This window comes from Bradyrhizobium huanghuaihaiense (assembly GCF_007830635.1).
GTDB classification, from domain to species: Bacteria; Pseudomonadota; Alphaproteobacteria; order Rhizobiales; family Xanthobacteraceae; genus Bradyrhizobium; species Bradyrhizobium huanghuaihaiense.
Genome location: NZ_VLLA01000019.1, coordinates 1 through 16857, shown reverse-complemented (window position 1 = coordinate 16857; position 16857 = coordinate 1). Strand labels below are relative to the sequence as shown.

Genomic DNA, 16857 nt, shown 5'->3' with positions numbered 1-16857 from the left:
CCATGCACGGAACCCGAATCCTCGACGAGGCCGACCGTCTGATGACGGTCTGCAATTCCTGCCGGTACTGCGAGGGACTTTGCGCGGTATTTCCCGCCATGGAGATGCGGCGCGCCTTCTCCGACGGCGATCTCAACTACCTCGCCAATCTCTGCCATTCCTGCGGCGCCTGCTATGTCGACTGCCAGTTTTCGCCGCCGCACGAGTTCAACGTCAATGTTCCGAAGACGCTGGCGGTCGCGCGCGCGGAATCCTATGCGGCCTATGCCTGGCCGCAGGCGCTGTCCGGCGCGTTCGCGCGCAACGGCCTCGTCATCAGCATCATCGCCGCGCTCAGCATGGCGGCCTTCATCCTCGGCTTCGCCGCGCTGAATGACCGCAGCGTGCTGTTCGGCGTCCACACAGGGCCGGGCGCGTTCTACAAGCTCATGCCGCACAATGCGATGGCTGCGCTGTTCAGCGCCGCCTTCCTCTACGCCATCCTGGCCCTCGTCATGAGCGTGCGCGCGTTCTGGCGCGACATCGGTCCGGCCGTCGGTGGCCGCGCCGACGGCGGATCGATCTTCCAGGCGATCCGCGACGCCGGCGAGCTGCGTTATCTCCATGGCGGCGGCGTCGGCTGCTACAACGAGGACGACAAGCCGACGGACCGGCGCAAGCTGTATCACCACCTGACCTTCTACGGCTTCCTGCTGTGCTTTGCCGCGACCTCGGTCGCGACGCTCTATCACTATCTGTTCGGGCGCGAGGCGCCGTATCCGTGGTGGGACCTGCCGGTCGTGCTCGGTACGCTGGGCGGCATCGGCCTGATCATCGGGCCGATCGGCCTGTTCGCGGCCAGGACGCGCCGCGATCCGGCGTTGCTCGACGAAAACCGCTACGGCATGGACATCGGCTTCATCGCCATGCTGTTCCTGACCGGGCTCACCGGCATGCTGCTGCTGATCCTGCGCGAGACTTCTGCCATGGGGCCGCTGCTCGCGTTGCATCTCGGCGCGGTGTTCGCATTGTTCATCACCATGCCCTACGGCAAGTTCGTGCACGGCATCTACCGCTTCGTGGCTTTGGTGCGCTATGCGCAGGAGCGCCGCGGCGAGGCCGGCTCTTGAGGGACGTACTGGGCTGACGTATGTCTTCCCGGCTCGCGCACAGCGCGAATTGCCTGGTGAGCCCGCGCTCATGTATATGTTTTTGCCATTCCTGCTGGCGCTCGCGGGTTGCGCGAGCGTCTGGCGTTCGCGCGCGGGACTGAGCTACGCGCTCTGGAGCGCAACACTCGTCGTCACAGTCGCCTGGTTCTTCCACCATGCCACTGATCCGCTGAAATTCTCTTTCTGACGGTGCCAGAGATGAGCATCGTTGATACGAGCAAGCAACGATCAGTCGGCGCGATGCTGAACATGCTTGGCCTGCTCGGGATCTCATCGATCCTGATGGTCGCGTTCTCCTACCAGCTTGCGCTCGGCGAATTGCCTTGCCCGCTCTGCCTGCTGCAACGGGCCGGGTTCATCGCAATCGGCATGGGCTTCCTGTTCAACCTGCGCCTCGGTGAGCGTCCGTCGCACTATGCGATGATCCTCATGGCCAGCCTCGTCACCGGCTTCATCGCGATGCGGCAGGTCTCGCTGCATCTGGCGCCCGGCGATCCCGGATATGGCTCGGCGTTGTGGGGCCTGCATTTCTACACCTGGGCGCTCATCGCGGCTGTGGGCGTCGTGTGCTATGTCGCGCTGGTGTTTGTCCTGAAGGATGCGACCGGCAAGCGAGAGGGAGATGCACCCATGACCGGGTTCGCGTCGAACGCGGTCTTTGCAATCTTCGCATTGCTGGTTGCCGCAAATCTTCTGTCGACCGTGCTGGAGTGCGGCGCAGGTCAGTGCGACGACAACCCGGTCCGCTATCTCCTGCTCAAGTGAGAGGCGGCGCGGAAGCGGCCGTCGCGCAGGAAGGCGATCGTCTGTTCGATCGCGGCGGTATGACGTGGAAGCCCGGTGTGGGACGCCTTCACGACGACATGGTCGGTCATGCCGGCCAGCATCGTGCTCTGCACCGACACCCGTCCGTCATTGGGTTTCGGCAGAACGAAGAGGCCGGCGACGGGATCGATGAAGCGGGTTCCGGCGATCACGCCGACCGGATAGTCGATGGCGGGGAGGGCACTCGGCACGGTCGCAGGCGTGGTGGTGAGCTCGAGGCCGGCTGGCCCGTAGAATGCGCGGTAGGGCGGAAATCCCCGCAGGAGGTCGGCGACCTCGCTGCCGCTGTTCGGCGTGCCCAGCATCACGACGCGGCCAAGCCGGGCCGGGCGGTGTCTTGCGATATAAGCGCGCGCGACGAGGCCGCCCATTGAATGCGCGACGAAATGCAGCGGTGCGTCACGTTCGGCGAAACGGGCGATCGCCGGATGAATGTCGTCCGTGATGGCGGCGATCGGCTTGCTGCGGCTGGGATAGTCGATGTTGAGTGTCGTGAACCCGCTCGCCTGGAGCGCCCGTTCCAGCTTGGCCAGGGATGCCGAGGTCCGCGCGATGCCGTGAAGCAGAACCACTCCGGGGCATCGCGCGTCGCCTGATTGAGGCGCCTCGTGCATTCGTTTACGCCACCTCGCGGTCCGGTGCGGATGCCTGCTCGCGGGCCATGGCGGTTGCCGTGACATAGTCGGTCTTGCCGGTGCCGAGCAGCGGCACCTTGTCGACCACCATGATCGTCGCGGGAACGGTCAGCTCGGAGGCGCCGATCGTCTTGGCCTGGCCCTGCATCGCGCTGCGCTCGGCGTTCTTCTCCGTCGTCAGCAGCACGATGCGCTCGCCCTTGCGCTGATCGGGGATCGACACCGCGACCGAAGCAGCCTGCGGCCACAGCGCCGTCGCGATGGCTTCGACTGCAGACAGCGAGACCATTTCGCCCGCGATCTTGGCAAAGCGCTTGGCGCGGCCCTTGATGGTGATGAAACCGGCGGCGTCGATCGCCACGATGTCGCCGGTGTCGTGCCAGCCCTCGGGAAGCTTTTCCAGCACGCCGGGATTTTCGGCCCTGAGGTAGCCGAGCATCACGTTCGGCCCGCGCACCGAGAGGCGTCCGCCTTCCTCGATGCCGGGGACCGGATCGAGGCGGCTCTCCATCAGCGGCGAGAGGCGGCCGACAGTGCCGGGACGGTTGGCCATTGGCGTGTTCATCGCCAGCACCGGCGCTGTCTCGGTGACGCCGTAGCCTTCGAGGATGCGGATGCCGTAGCGCTCCATGAACACCTGCCGCGTGCGGTCCTTGACCGCCTCGGCGCCGGCGATCACGAGACGCAGGGTGCGGAAGTCGTAGGCATGCGCCGAGCGCGCATAGCCGGTGAGGAACGTGTCAGTCCCGAACAGGATGGTGGCGCCGGTCTGGTAGATCAGCTCCGGCACGATCCGGTAGTGCAGCGGGGAGGGGTACATGTAGATCGGAATGCCTGCGAGCATCGGCATCATCATTCCGCCGGTCAGGCCGAAGGAGTGGAACACCGGCAGCACGTTGAACACCTTGTCATTGGCGTTGGCATCGACCCGCGCCAGCGCCTGTGCCGCGTTGGCGAGGATGTTGCGGTGGGACAGCACCACGCCCTTGGGCGTGCCTTCCGAGCCCGAGGTGAACAGCACGACGGCCGGATCGTTGGCCTGGCGGGATACGCGCGGCGCGGTGCCCGCGAGCAGGCCCTTGATCTTGTCGGCGGTGCCGATCGAGGCGCGGACATCTTCGAGGTAGACTACGCGTGCCTCGGCGGAGATCGCGGCCATCAGCTTGTCGAGCTTGCCCTTCTCGATGAAGGCTTTTGAGGTCAGCACGGTCTTGACCTGCGCGGCCTTCATGGCGGCGAGGACGTTGACCGGACCGGCGGAGAAGTTGAGCATCGCCGGCACGCGGCCGATGCTTTGCAGCGCCATGAAGACGACGGCGACGCCCGCGGAATTCGGCAGCAGAACGCCGACATTCTCGCCGGCGGAGGTGCCGTCTTCCAGCTTCCGGCTCAGGACCTGCGCGCCGAGGATCAGCTTGCGATAGGTCAGCTTGGTGCCGAGCGCGTCCTCGATGATCACCTTGCCGGTGTCGCGGTCGCGATAGGCGTGCCCAAGCGCCTCGAACAGGGTGTGATCGAGCATGGCGTTCTTCACCATCGCGTCGATCATCACGTCCTGGAGCGCGGCGCCGGCGGCATTGCGGCGCGCCTTGCCCTTCAGAGCCGCATCAACCGGCAGCTTGACTGGAGGCAGGATCGTCACTGTCACCCGCGGGAACCACGAGCGCTTGATCTGGCTAGAGTTGAGATAGCTGAGATGCGAGCGCTGCGCCCCTTCGATGCGAACCGGCACGACGACGGCGTCGGCCTTGTCCGCGATCATCGCGGTGCCGTCATAGACCTTCATCAGCGAGCCGGAGACCGTGATGCGTCCTTCCGGGAAGATGACGACAGGCTCGCCCGCGGCGACGAGCTTGATCAGGTCGCGGGCGGCGAGCGGCTTGGTCGGATCCATGGTGTAGTGCTTGACCACGCGCAGGAACGGTTTTGCCCACCAGGCTTTGGCAATGCCGGTATCGACCGCGAAGCTCGCGTCGATCGGCAGCACCGCGTGCAGCATCGGGCCGTCGATCAGGCTGACATGGTTGGGCGCGATCAGCATGCGCGTGCCCGGAGGCGGCAGGTTTTCGAGGCCACGCACCTCGGTGCGGAAGAGGGCGCGGAACAAGAGTCCGCCGGCATCGCGCACGCCTTCCTTGCCCCACTTGGTCAGCACGAACCACACCGCGCCGAAGCTGGCAACGCCGAGGCCGAAGAAGATCCAGCCGACATGCAGCCCGCCCGCCTGCAGCAGTGCGACGAACAGCGAGCCGACCACCATGAAGGCGGCCTGGAGCACGTTGCCGGCGGCGATGATGCGGGCGCGCTCGGAAGGTTCCGACCAGGCCTGGACCGCAGCGAAGGACGGGACGACGAACAGGCCGCCGCCAAAGGCGAACGCGACGAAGTCGGCCAGCATGCGCAGCCCCGCGAACGAGGTCGCGAAATCGACCGCGGTGATGTCCTGGCCCTTGGTGGTCACACCGATGGCCCAGGCGAGATCGAGGCCGGCAAACCCCATGATGATGGCGCCGATCGGCACCAGCGCGAGGTTCGGGCGAACGTGGCTCAGGCTTGCGGCAAACAGCGAGCCTATGGCGATGCCGATCGCGAAGATCGCAAGACACAGCGTCACCACGCCCTCGGTGCCACCGACCACCTCCTTGATCAGCGCCGGCAGCAGCGACAGCACGATGGCGCCGACCAGCCAGAACCAGGAGACGATCACGGTGCCGTCCCACAGCCGGTGGTCGGCGTAGAGCGTCTTGAGCAGGCCGAGCGTCGAGGTCCAGGGATTGGCATCGACCGGCAGATCGGGCGCGGAGGGCGTTGTCTGCGGAATGCGGGACGCGAACGCCCAGGACAGCAGGGCCAGCACGACGACGGCGGAGGCGACCCAGCCCATATGCGTGGAGCCGGCGACGAACTGGCCGCCGGCGACGGTGCCGAGCAGAATGGCCATGAAGGTCGCGCCTTCGACCAGCGCGTTGCCGGTCGCGAGCTCGCCGAGCTCGAGCTGGTCCGGCAGCATGGCGTATTTCACAGGGCCGAACAGCGCGGCGATGGTGCCGAACAGCGCGAGCGCTGTGAACAGCAGCGGCACCGAATGCAGGAAGAAGCCGGCGGCGGCGAAGCCTGCGGCGAAGATCTCGACGAATTTGAGCCGCCGTGCGACGACGGACTTGACGTATTTGTCGGCGAGCTGGCCGCCGAGCCCGGACAGGATGAAGTAGGGGAAGATGAAGACGGCGCCTGCCACCGTCACCAGCGCATCGCCGTGACCGGTCGCGGCACTGTAAAGCAGGATGATGACGAGTGCGTTCTTGAGCACGTTGTCATTGAGCGCCGAAAAGAATTGCGCCCAGAACAGCGGCGCGAAGCGGCGTGACGACATCAATTCCCTGATCATGACTAGTCCTGTTTTGAAAAAGGCAGCCTGAGGTTGTTGCTTTGGCGGTGAAAGTGTCACGACCGGAAGGGCATGGGACGAACGATTGCAGAGTGACTGGTGTCGTCGGTCTGCTCTGTCCCCCTGGTCCCTCTGATCCTGTTGGTCTCCAAATGCTCTTGTTAGGTTCGCAAATTTCCCGTTGCGGCCACGTCAGCTTTGGGCGGAAGGGCCGCTCTGACCCGGATATGCGACGGGCCGTGAGCAAAAACTGAACCGCACCGGTTAGGCTCGCGACATCGGCTGCGAATGTCGGCAAATGGTAAGCCCTTCATTGCGGCCTTTCCTTGCATTCGAGCCGTTTCGTGGCGCGCGCCTCACGTGAGATGGGCGAGGTGGCGAAAGGGCGAGAGGCGACCAAGCAGGCTGAACCGGCGGCTATCGCGACGGCTGTGGCCGCGGTTGGCCCGCCACATCCGGAAGGTCGCACGGCGCTCGGCGAGCACGCCGGCAATGTCACAGGCATTGGCGATGCGATCGATCGGGGCCATCGCGAACTTGAGCAGGGTCCGGCCGAGGCCGGTCACGAGGGCTGCGGCGTCATCGACGAAGGTGGCGGCGATATCAACAGCGAGGGTTTGCATTTTGCAGGTCTCCGGGTTAAGTTGAACAATGTTCACATTGGTAGCTTGAAAATGAACAATGTTCAAGAAGAATCGCTGCGGGACCAGAAAAAAAATCGGCGTCGGCTCCAGATCCTGGAGATCGCCCGCGGAATCATTGCCGCTAAGGGATTGAGATCACTCAAGGTTCGGGATGTTGCGGAGGCCGCAGGCTGCTCGGTCGGCAGCGTCTATAACGAGTTCGGCGATTTCGACGGGGTGATCCTGACCGTTAACCGGGAGACCGTTCAGGCACTTACGGCCCGCCTGCGCGGGGTTCCGGGCGAAGATCCCGTTCGCCAGCTCTATGGGCTTGCCGAGACCTATCTCGAATTCTTTGCCGGGCACGCCAATCTGCTGCGCTCGCTGTTCGAGCACCGGATGGAGGACGATCGGCCTTATCCGGACGACATCCTTCAGATGGTGATGGATGCCTTCGCGCTGATGCACGCGCCCTTGGTGCGGGTGCTACCGAATGCGGACGACGTGAAGATCGCGCTGCTGTCGCGCACCCTGTTCTCGGCGGTGCACGGCATCATCTCGCTTGGCCTCGAGGAGCGTATGGTGGCCGTGCCGCCGCAGATGCTGCGCCAGCAGATCGAACAGTTCATCGACACGCATCTCGCCGGTCTCGGAATTCGGCCGGTCGGCGCAGGGTTATCTCGATGAGGCGTCGCCACTACCAGGCGTATCGCAGGCTCGCAGTGCCGGAATAGGTCGTGCTGCGCGCCGCGAACTCGCCGTCGAATTTGGCGGACAGCGCGATGCCGTTCGCAAACTTCAGCTCGGCGCCGGCGGATGCGAGCGCGGCGTCCTTTGCCGGCGTCGCGCCATTGACGATGAAGCTCGCGCCGGGCAGCGCCTGGAACGCGGCGACGAGCGTGGGATCGCTGATCCAATCATGCGCCAGGCCGCGCGGCCGCGCAGTGTGAGGACAGCATTCGGCGCGACCAGCGTCGCGCGATCGAAACGCGCGCCGAGCTCGCTCCGTGTGTCGGAGGCGGTGCGTCCCTGATAGGTCAGGCCGAAACCGCTGCCGGCCAGATCGGTCTCGGTATAGGTCGGCGTGCGAAACGCTTGCGCCTGCGCTGCCGCGTAGGGCGTGAAGCCGCCGAGCGGCGTGGCGAACCGATAGCCGCCCTCGATGCGGCCACCGACGGTTTGCGCGTCGAACTTCGCGGTGAGCTGATTGCCGAACGGAGCGAGCCGGTCGGTCGACATCCAATGATTGGCCACGGCGAGCGAGGCAGCGAAATAGGCCGGCCCATTGCGTAGTGCGGTGTAGACGCCGGCCTGCAACGCCTCGCTCTTGCCGCCACCGATCGCCTGCGCGAGGTCCCATTTGGTGCCGCCGCCCGAAAGCGCGAAGCCGACCAGCGCGTCGCGGCTGAAGTGATAGTCGGCGCCGGCCGCGACGCCGGCGGCGCGCGCGTTGAGGTCGTGGCTGCCAATGACGACGGGGTCGCCACTGGTGCGGTTGGTGCCGCCGAACGCCGAGCCCCAGGCCGTCCAGCGCTCGGCAAAGGCTGGCGCTTTCGCGGCCGGCATGCCCAAGGCCTTGTTGTAGGCGAGGGCAACAGCTTCCGGCAGCGCGGCGCGCTCGGGGCTGAAGCCGAGCGCGGTGCCGCCCGCATCGCCGAGGCCGCTGCCGCGGCCAGCGACGAAGGGATCGAGCATCAGGCCGAGGAACTGGCCGGTGAACTGGAAGGCACCCTGCCGCGCGCCGGTCGCAGCCTCTCCCGAGAGCTGATCGAGACTGTAACGAAGCTGGGCGTCGCTGAGACCTGCGAATGAGGACAGGAAAGGCAGATTGGGGCCGAACGCGCTCAGTGCGCCGGCCACGGCCTTCTGGTTCTGCGTCTGCGCGACGGAGAGGAACGCGGCGTCATTGTAGTTGAGCGTCAGGAGGACGGCGGACCCGTTATAGCTGAGGGCGGAGGTGAAGAACTGAGGATTGTATCCGCTGAGCGTCACGCCGGAGAAAGTCCCGGTGAGGCCGGTCGTCGTGGTCAGGATCGTATATTGTGTCGATGCGCCGTAGGCGCCCGCAAGTGTGGTGACGGCGACCGTGCCGCCGTTCAGCGTCGCGCTCACCGCAGCGATCTTGCTGGATTGTCCGGCCGCGTTGACGGAGATCGCATAGGTCGAACCGGCGTTGAATGTGGCATTGCCGTAGCTCGTGAGCGCACCGAAATTACTGGGTGCGACCCTGCCGCCCGACAGCACGACGAGATCGCCGACATTGCCGTTGCCGCCAAGGGTGCCGCCGCTGCTGACCGTCGTCGTAACGCTAGCCATTGCGCCGTTGATGATGAGGTTGCCGGCCAGGACGTTCATGGTCGCCGTGTCCGTCGTCGAGCCCGTCAGTGTCCAGGTGGAGCTGCCGGTCTTTTCCAACGACTCGAATTCCCGGAACTGCTTGACCGCGCCGAATGTGCCGAGATCGAACGAGCTGTTGGCCGCCCCGCCGAAACGCAGCGTGTCGGTTCCGTTGCCGCCCACGACCCAGCCTGTGATGTTCGATCCCGCGCGCAGCTCGAAGACGTCGTTCCCATTCTTGAGATCGACTGCGATGCTGACGCCGTTGCTGGTGATCGTGCCCGAGTTGATGATGGTGTCCTGACTGTTCGAGCCGAAGATTGCCGTGCCCGAGGCATTCGATACGGTGCCGGCATTGTTGATGGTGTTGCCGTCCGCCGCGCCGTTGAAATCGATGGCCGCCGGGCCGTTGCCCTGGACAAAACCGCCCGGCAGGATGTTCAGCTGATTGCCTGCCGAACCGCCGAAGATGCCGATGCCGGCAGTTCCGGCCGCGCCGCTTCCAACCGTGCCTCCGATCGCGACGATGTTGTTGTTCGAACCGAAGAGGCCAAGCGCCGTCGTCCCGACGGTCGGCGATCCGACTGCAGCACCTGCATCCACCGTGATTGTATTGTTGCTGCCGCCTATCACGTCGATGCTGTCGCTGTTGGTTGGCGCGACCGACGCATTGCCGAAAATCTTGATCGCGCTGTTCGAAGCCGCGTCAAAGACAATGCCGGCAAAGACGGGGTCGTTCAGGGATGTCGGGCTGCCGTCGCCGACGTTGACGGTGACCCCGCTGACCCCTGACGCCGTTCTGACCAGCGTATTGCTCAACCCAGTGCAGGTAATTGAATCGCCGGACTGGAGTGCTACCTGCGAGCCGGCTCCGCTGATCACACATGCCGCTTGTGCCGGCATGATGAACCACGGCAGCGAGCTGCCGAGGGCACCGATCGCAGTGCTCAAGAGAAGCGCGCGCCGCCGGGACGTCGTTGCGCGAACGATATTGCGCGGGGCCATCAAGTCATTCCAAGGCACTTCCAAACTCCTCTCGCGGCGCGATTCCGGTCGGATTCGCCCCCGCAGCATCGGTGCGATGCCATCCTTAGCGAGAGAGGTCCCGGCCATCGTGGACCGGCGCGCAATGTGATGTGTCCGAATGCGAAGAGGGCTGCTTTTTCAGAGCCATGTGGCCACGACGTCACAACTGCGCCGTGTCGCCGCATTGCCCGGCGCGCCGGGGGTGGATCGAAGCGCCATCGGGAGGGCCTGAGGCGAACTCAAACTGATTGCGATCGTCCCCGGAGATGAATTTGACCGGGCCGCAATCAGCCTTGCGCAGCGACGGCCTCGCGCGGCCGGGGCGCGACCAGCACGACGTCCGGCCGCACACTGTCCACCTGAACGCGGTTGCGTCCCTTTTCCTTGGCGCGGTAGCAGGCGGCATCCGCGCGCCGCATCGCCTCCTCGAGCGAGGTATCGCGGTCGGCGATGCAGGTGACGCCGACGCTGGCGGTCACCGCGAAGCAGCGATCGTCCCAGGTGAAGCTGAACAGCTCGAGCGATCGTCGCAGCCGTTCGGCGATGTCGACGGTGCTCGACGGCGAGCACTGCGGCAGGATCAGGCCAAACTCATCGCCGCCGAGCCGGGCCACCAGATCATGCGGCCGCCGGTCCCGTTGCAGGAGGCTGGAGACCTGGCAGAGCAGGCGGTCGCCCGCGAGATGGCCGCAGCTGTCGTTGACGTTCTTGAACTGGTCGAGGTCGAGCAGGATCAGTCCCAGCGGACCCGCCGCGACATTGTCCAGCTCGCCTTGCAGGCGCGCCTCGAAGGCGCGGCGGTTGGAAAGCCCTGTCAGCCAGTCATGCGACGCCTGCCAGGCGAGGCGCTCCTTCTCCGCATGGAGTGCGTCTTCGAAGGCCTGTCGCTGCAGCACCAGTCGTCGCGTGTGCCAGATCAGGAGCAGGATCAGGGCAGCGGCGGTCGCGATGTTGATGCAGGTGAGCGTCACCTTGATGGCGCGGGAGCCTTCCCCGAGCACAGCGGAGAAGCGCTTGGCATGCACCGTGAATTGGGTGTTGAGCTCCGAGAGCCGCGCCGACAGGAATTGCAGACGGCCGTTGTCCCGAACGGGGCCCTTCGCCAGCTCGGACCGGATGACCTCGCCGAAGACGCTCAGCTCCAGCAGCATGGGATCGGTGGCGGTCCACTCGTGGATCGCTTCCTGGAGGAAGCTGACGCCATTGAAGTAGCGAAACAGCCAGATCAATCCAGGTACGTCATCAGGGTGGTTGCCGCCTTGCAGGAAGCCGATACGGGCGGCCTCGACGTCGACCGGATCGCGCTCGAGCGCCCAGCGCGCGAATTCGTCGCCGATGGGTACGGCGAGCGAGGCCTGATATTGCGCGAACTGGCTCGGTTCGCCCGAATGCAGATAGAGATTGAGGAAATAGACCGCGTTCTTCTGCGAGCGCGACCATAGCGCTTCACCTGCGACATAGGCGCGGACCGACGACATCACCTCGAGGCTGAATCCTGCAATCGTCGCCTGGAGCACGACGACCATCACGAAAGGCGAGACGAGCTTGATGACGTGAAGGAAGCTGCGTTCCTTCGTCGACGACGCTGTTCTGCGAAACACCCTGCGTTCCCCAAATCGCTCAACGACCCCAGCGGAGCGGTTGCGCCTGCAACGCCAAGTAGAGGAGAAGGTTGCTTAACTCGACCTGAAAATGCGGGGACTGCGTCGCAGGGTGAAGGCGTCGTGAAGCGGATGGCCGCAGATCGCTTCAAATACCGAGAAAGCGGAACTGGCGCGGAATCGGCAAATCAATGCCGCGCATTCGTCACGTGCTGTTTACCCGATCGACAGAATTGCTAGACCAGCACCGGCTTGCGTACGCGTCCGGCATCGCCGAACACACGCAGGTAACGCTCGATCTCCGAAGGCAGGCCTGTTGCCTTTTCCGGATTGTCGGAGAGCTTGACGGCCGGATGGCCGTCGACCGACGACACCTTGCAGACCAGCGAGATCGGATCGAGATTGAACGAGCCGTCCGGCGTGCAGCCGACGAAATCGTTGGTGAGGTTGGTGCCCCAGCCGAACGACAGCCGCACGCGGCCGGTGAAATGGTGATAGGTCTCCTCGATCGAGCCGACGTCCATCGCGTCGGAAAACACGAGCAGCTTGTCCCTGGGGTTGCGGCCCTTCTTCTCCCACCAGGCGATGATCTCGTCGCCGGCCTGGATCGGCGGCGCGCTGTCGGGGCGGAAGCCGGTCCAGTCGGCGACCCATTCCGGCGCATCGCGCAGGAAAGCCTTGGTGCCGAAGGCATCGGGCAGTGCGATCAGGAGGTTGCCGCCATAGGTCTGACGCCACTGATCGAGGATGCGGTAGGGCGCCCAGCGCAATTCCTCGTCGTCCCTGGCAAGCGCAGCCGCGACCATCGGAAGTTCGTGCGCGTTGGTGCCGATGGCTTCGAGATCGTTGTCCATCGCGAGCAGCACATTGGACGTGCCGATGAAGGAGGGGCCCAGGCCTTCCTTCACCGCCTCGACGCACCAGCGCTGCCAGAGGAAGCCGTGGCGGCGGCGGGTGCCGAAGTCGGAGAGCCGCAAATTCTCCAGCTTGCGCAGCCGCTCGACCTTGGTCCACAGCTTGGCCTTGGCGCGGGCATAGAGCACGTCGAGCTCGAAGCGGCCGCGGCCCTTGATCGCCGCGCGCGAGCGCAGCTCGTTCAGGATCGCGAGCGCCGGAATCTCCCACATCGAGGTGTGGGTCCACGGCCCGTGGAAGTGCAATTCATACTGGCCGTCGACCTTGCGCAACTCGTATTCGGGAAGGCGGAATTCGGCGAGCCAGCGGATGAAGTCCGCCGAGAACATGTGGGTCTTGCCGTAGAACGTGTTACCGGCCAGCCAGATCAGCTCTTTCTTGGTGAAGCGGATGGTGCGGGCGTGGTCGAGCTGGGCGCGCAGCTCGCCCTCGTCGATGATCTCGGCGAGCCGCACATGGCGCGAGCGGTTGATGACCGAGAAGGTCACCTGCTGATCCGGGTAATCCTCCCGAATCATTTGCAACATCAATAGCTTGTAGAAGTCGGTATCGAGCAGGCTGCGGATGATGGGATCCAGCCGCCAGCTGTGATTGTAGGTCCGGCTCGCAATATCGGTCACTGTCATGGGGCAATTCTAGCGTGGTGGCCCCCGCCCAACCAGTGGGTTTGGCGAGGGGCTGGCTTTCCCGAAATTGGAGCGGGGCTCAGTCTCCGGCTGCCGTCGTCGCGACGGTCTCGAGCTGGCTCCGAATCCAGCGATGGGCCGGGTCCTTCTGGTAGCGCTGGTGCCAGACCATGAACATCGGCAGCTCGGCCAGCGTGCGGGTGCGCGAGGCCAATGGAATGCGCGCTTGCGCGAAGCCGCCCATCACGCCGGACGCGAGCAGGCTCGGCATGCTCGCGAGCATCTGCGAGCCGCGCAGGAAGGACGGCACGCCGGAAAAGCTCGGCACGGAGATGGCGATGTCACGGTGGAATCCATTGCCGGCCAGGCGGCGGTCGAAGTCGAGCCGCTCATTATCGGTATAGACGACGGTGATGTGGCGCGCCGCGAGATAGGCATTGCGGTCGGAAGGCGCCGCGCGCGCCTCTGGATCGTAGTAGCAGACGTAGTGATCGCTGAGCAGCCGCTTCTGCACGATGTCGACGCCGGACGGCGGCAGCGGCGTGATCATGAGATCGCAGCGGTTCTCGCGCAGCATCGCGGGCGAGGGGGATTGCGAGGGGATGACGCGCAGGTTCAGGCTCTTCACCTGGCCGGCGACATGATCGAAGAAGCGCGGCAGCAGCAGGTCGCGCTGGAAGTCGTTGGCGGCGATCGTCAGCGACAGTTGGGCCTGTGCCGGCGCGAAGCTGACGCCGCCGGCAAAGCTGCGCATCTCGTCGATCAGCGCGCGCGCCTTCGCCGCGAGGGCCTGGGCGTGCGCGGTGGCGACGATGCCGCGGCCGGACTTGGCGAACAGCGGGTCGCCGGCGATCCGCCGCAGCTTGTTCAGCCCGTGGCTGACCGCAGATTGCGTCAGGCCGAGCCGGGTTGCGGCCGCCGTCACCGAACCTTCCTCCAGCACCGCGAGGAACAGTTCGAGGGCGTGGCCGTCGAGGGCCAAATGATCGATTTCCTTCATGGAATTCATTATAATCGATCTATTTATCTTGAGAATGGGTGGCGGCATTATCGTTCAATAAGCCGCACGCCCGGACCGGGCGCCACAGGGAGAGACAACACCGATGAATGCCCAGGCGACAGCCTTGCAGGATCCCCGCCTCAACCGCCCCGATCCGTTCACGCCGCCGCTCGGCGACGGCGGCTTCTTCCAGCGCGACCGCTCCATCCATCCGCCGGCACATGCGCCCGGCTACAAATCCTCGGTGCTGCGCTCTCCGCGCCAGGCGCTGCTGTCGCTGGAGAACTCGGTCTCGGAAATCACGGGACCGGTGTTCGGCCACAACGATCTCGGCCCGCTCGACAACGACCTGATCCGCAACTACGCCAAGGACGGCGATCCGGTCGGCGAACGCATCATCGTGCACGGCCGCGTGCTGGACGAGACCGGCCGGGGCGTTCCGAACACGCTGGTCGAATTCTGGCAGGCCAATGCCGGCGGCCGCTACCGGCACAAGAAGGACACGTATCTGGCGCCGGTCGATCCTAACTTCGGCGGCTGCGGCCGCGCCCTGACCGACGACACCGGCTACTATTATTTCCGCACCGTGAAGCCGGGCCCCTATCCCTGGCGCAACTACGTCAACAGCTGGCGCCCCGCCCACATCCACTTCTCGGTGTTCGGCTCGGGCTTTGCGCAGCGGCTGATCACCCAGATGTATTTCGAGGGCGATCCCCTGATCCCGGTCTGCCCGATCCTGACGACCATTCCGGACAAGGATGCGCTCGACCGCCTGGTCGCGCCGCTCGACCTCAACGCCTCGACGCCGTTCGACTCGCTCGCCTATCGCTTCGATATCGTCCTGCGCGGCCAGCGTTCCACCTATTTCGAAAATCGCACCGCGGGGAACTAAGTCCATGCCGCAGCCGCTCAACTATCTCAAGGAAACCGCCTCGCAGACCGCCGGTCCCTACGTCCATATCGGCCTGATCCCGGCCATGGCCGGCTTCGACATCTTCGAGAAGAATTTTTCCAACGTGCTGGTGACGCCGAACACCAAAGGCGAACGCATCACGCTGGAAGGCAGGGTGCTCGACGGCGCGGGTTCGCCGCTGCGCGACGTGCTGCTGGAGATCTGGCAGGCCAATGCGGCCGGCCGCTACAACCATCCGGCGGATCGCTCGGTCGCCGCGCTGGAGCAGGAGTTTCGCGGCTGGGGCCGCGCCGGTTCCGACTTCGACAGCGGCCTCGTCACCTTCGAGACCATCAAGCCCGGCGCGATCACCGACAAGACGGGACGCAAATGCGCGCCGCACGTCAATGTCTGGATCGTCGCGCGCGGCATCAATATCGGTCTCAACACGCGGCTCTATTTCTCGGACGAAGAGGCCGCCAATGCCGCCGATCCCGTGCTCAACCTGATCGAACAGCCGGCCCGGCGTTCGACGCTGATCGCAAAGCGCAGCGAGCGCGCCGGCAAGGTCGTGTATTCCTTCACCATCAATTTGCAGGGGCCGGAGGAGACGGTGTTCTTCGACGTGTGACGATCCGGCGGTCGTCGCGCAGGGTCACTCGACCCGGTCGTCGCGTTTGATCGTTCCGCGCGCGAGGAATTGCGGTGGCTGCCGCACCTCGCGCGATGCCGGGCGGTCGACCGGATCGCGCCCCACCTTTTGTTTCAGCTCAGCCAAATCGATGAAGACGTCCGCCTGCCGGCGCAGGTCGTCGGCGATCATGGGGGGCTGAGTGGAGAGCGTGGAGACGACCGTCACGCGGACACCGCGGCGCTGCAGGGATTCCACCAGCGAACGAAAATCGCCATCGCCCGAGAACAACACGATCTGGTCGACATGTTGGGCAAGCTCCATCGCACTTACGGCGAGATCGACATCCATGCTGCCCTTCACCTTGCGGCGGCCGGTGTTTGCGTCGACGAACTCCTTGGTGAGCTTGGTGACGACAGTGTATCCGTTATAGTCGAGCCAATCGATCAACGGACGAATTGACGAGAACTCCTGATCCTCGATGACGGTCGTGTAGTAGAAGGCGCGCAACAGCGTGCCTCGGCTTTGGAATTCGCCGAGCAGACGCCTGTAATCGATATCGAAGCCGAGCGCCTTGGAGGTGGCATAGAGATTGGCGCCATCGATAAAGAGTGCGATCTTCCCAATTGAAGACATTATGGACAAATCTCCAGTTCCGCACGAAGCCAGCCTGTTCGGCCACGGGGCACCGTGTGTCGGCGGGAAACACTGAAGGCGCCGATGGCTTGCTGAAAAAGCGGCGCCGGCGACCGGACAGGGGTGGCCGCCTTGCGCCAAGGTTAGGGAGGGTTCCATGCCACCAGCGCCAGGGCGCCGAATGCAGCCACGCTAAAGCGAGCGCATTCCCTGCTCAATTGTACGGAGTCGTCCGTTAAGAAGCCGGATTGATCGAGGCTGGCCGGGCGAGCGTGCGCCATAGCTGGGCCAGGAACAGGCACAAGAGATATCTCAGCCAGGCGAGGATGCGGCGGAAGTTGTGTCCGACGGCTGAGAGGACGACGTTGGCGGCATCGCCGGCGCGGCCTTTGAGGTAGCAGCGCCCGAGGTGGCCTTCCGCCTTCAGGTGTCCGATGATGGGCTCGATGGCGGAGCGGCGGCGCAGCTCGCGCTTGATGACACCGAAAACGCCGCGCTTCTGGCCGGAGATGAAGACGCGACGGGGATTTTGTGCGTCGTGGCCGCGGTATCCCTTGTCGACATAGGCCCG

General features: G+C 64.9%; 14 protein-coding genes. 6 read left to right on the top strand and 8 right to left on the bottom strand.

Annotated elements, in window-relative coordinates; genetic code table 11:
• Positions 1–2: 2 nt before the first annotated feature.
• From tcuB to IQ16_RS30500, 3 genes are all read left to right on the top strand, one after another.
• Entirely contained in the window at positions 3–1109 is a 1107-nt protein-coding gene (gene tcuB / locus IQ16_RS30505) for a tricarballylate utilization 4Fe-4S protein TcuB (RefSeq protein ID WP_018644002.1), read from the top strand.
• A 70-nt stretch (positions 1110–1179) separates the two neighbouring features.
• Positions 1180–1338, top strand: a complete 159-nt coding sequence (locus IQ16_RS45885; RefSeq protein WP_018644003.1) for a DUF5993 family protein — start codon at positions 1180–1182, stop codon at positions 1336–1338.
• 11 nt (positions 1339–1349) lie between these two features.
• Positions 1350–1916: a disulfide bond formation protein B gene (locus IQ16_RS30500; RefSeq protein ID WP_018644004.1), complete on the top strand. Its 567-nt coding sequence runs from the start codon at positions 1350–1352 to the stop codon at positions 1914–1916.
• Here the strand turns inward: IQ16_RS30500 and IQ16_RS30495 are convergent.
• Both IQ16_RS30495 and IQ16_RS30490 read right to left on the bottom strand, forming a co-directional pair.
• On the bottom strand, positions 1898–2590 hold the full coding sequence (locus tag IQ16_RS30495; RefSeq protein ID WP_018644005.1) for an esterase/lipase family protein: 693 nt from the start codon (positions 2588–2590) through the stop codon (positions 1898–1900). The two genes, IQ16_RS30500 and IQ16_RS30495, sit on opposite strands and share 19 nt — an antisense overlap.
• Before the next feature lie 4 nt (positions 2591–2594).
• A complete protein-coding gene (locus IQ16_RS30490; RefSeq protein WP_018644006.1) occupies positions 2595–5999 on the bottom strand; it encodes an acyl-[ACP]--phospholipid O-acyltransferase in 3405 nt (1134 codons plus the stop codon).
• 674 nt (positions 6000–6673) lie between these two features.
• Between IQ16_RS30490 and IQ16_RS45875 the strand changes: the two genes are divergently transcribed.
• The gene (locus tag IQ16_RS45875; RefSeq protein ID WP_018644008.1) at positions 6674–7309 is read left to right on the top strand and encodes a TetR/AcrR family transcriptional regulator; all 636 of its coding nucleotides are present in this window, start codon (positions 6674–6676) and stop codon (positions 7307–7309) included.
• Between the two features lie 111 nt (positions 7310–7420).
• Here IQ16_RS45875 and IQ16_RS30480 read toward each other — a convergent pair whose 3' ends face one another.
• From IQ16_RS30480 to IQ16_RS30465, 4 genes are all read right to left on the bottom strand, one after another.
• Positions 7421–9964 (bottom strand): autotransporter outer membrane beta-barrel domain-containing protein, encoded by a 2544-nt coding sequence (locus tag IQ16_RS30480; RefSeq protein WP_244635910.1) that lies wholly within the window; start codon positions 9962–9964, stop codon positions 7421–7423.
• 308 nt (positions 9965–10272) lie between these two features.
• Positions 10273–11586 carry a GGDEF domain-containing protein gene (locus IQ16_RS30475; protein ID WP_018644011.1) on the bottom strand — a complete coding sequence of 438 codons (1314 nt, stop codon included), beginning with the start codon at positions 11584–11586 and terminating at the stop codon, positions 10273–10275.
• A gap of 236 nt (positions 11587–11822) precedes the next feature.
• Complete coding sequence (gene pncB, locus IQ16_RS30470; protein WP_018644012.1) at positions 11823–13127, bottom strand: nicotinate phosphoribosyltransferase; 1305 nt, start codon at positions 13125–13127, stop codon at positions 11823–11825.
• A 79-nt stretch (positions 13128–13206) separates the two neighbouring features.
• Positions 13207–14136, bottom strand: coding sequence for a LysR family transcriptional regulator (locus IQ16_RS30465; protein WP_026312150.1), 930 nt, complete (start codon positions 14134–14136; stop codon positions 13207–13209).
• A 94-nt stretch (positions 14137–14230) separates the two neighbouring features.
• Between IQ16_RS30465 and pcaH the strand changes: the two genes are divergently transcribed.
• On the top strand, positions 14231–15019 hold the full coding sequence (gene pcaH, locus IQ16_RS30460; RefSeq protein WP_018644014.1) for a protocatechuate 3,4-dioxygenase subunit beta: 789 nt from the start codon (positions 14231–14233) through the stop codon (positions 15017–15019).
• Positions 15020–15023: 4 nt separating this feature from the next.
• On the top strand, positions 15024–15650 hold the full coding sequence (gene pcaG, locus IQ16_RS30455) for a protocatechuate 3,4-dioxygenase subunit alpha (protein ID WP_018644015.1): 627 nt from the start codon (positions 15024–15026) through the stop codon (positions 15648–15650).
• A gap of 24 nt (positions 15651–15674) precedes the next feature.
• Here the strand turns inward: pcaG and IQ16_RS30450 are convergent, their stop codons facing one another.
• The gene (locus IQ16_RS30450; RefSeq protein WP_145831944.1) at positions 15675–16286 is read right to left on the bottom strand and encodes a LabA-like NYN domain-containing protein; all 612 of its coding nucleotides are present in this window, start codon (positions 16284–16286) and stop codon (positions 15675–15677) included.
• Between the two features lie 235 nt (positions 16287–16521).
• Positions 16522–16857 (bottom strand): transposase (locus IQ16_RS30445; RefSeq protein ID WP_488226076.1); only part of this gene is annotated, 336 nt, incomplete at its 5' end.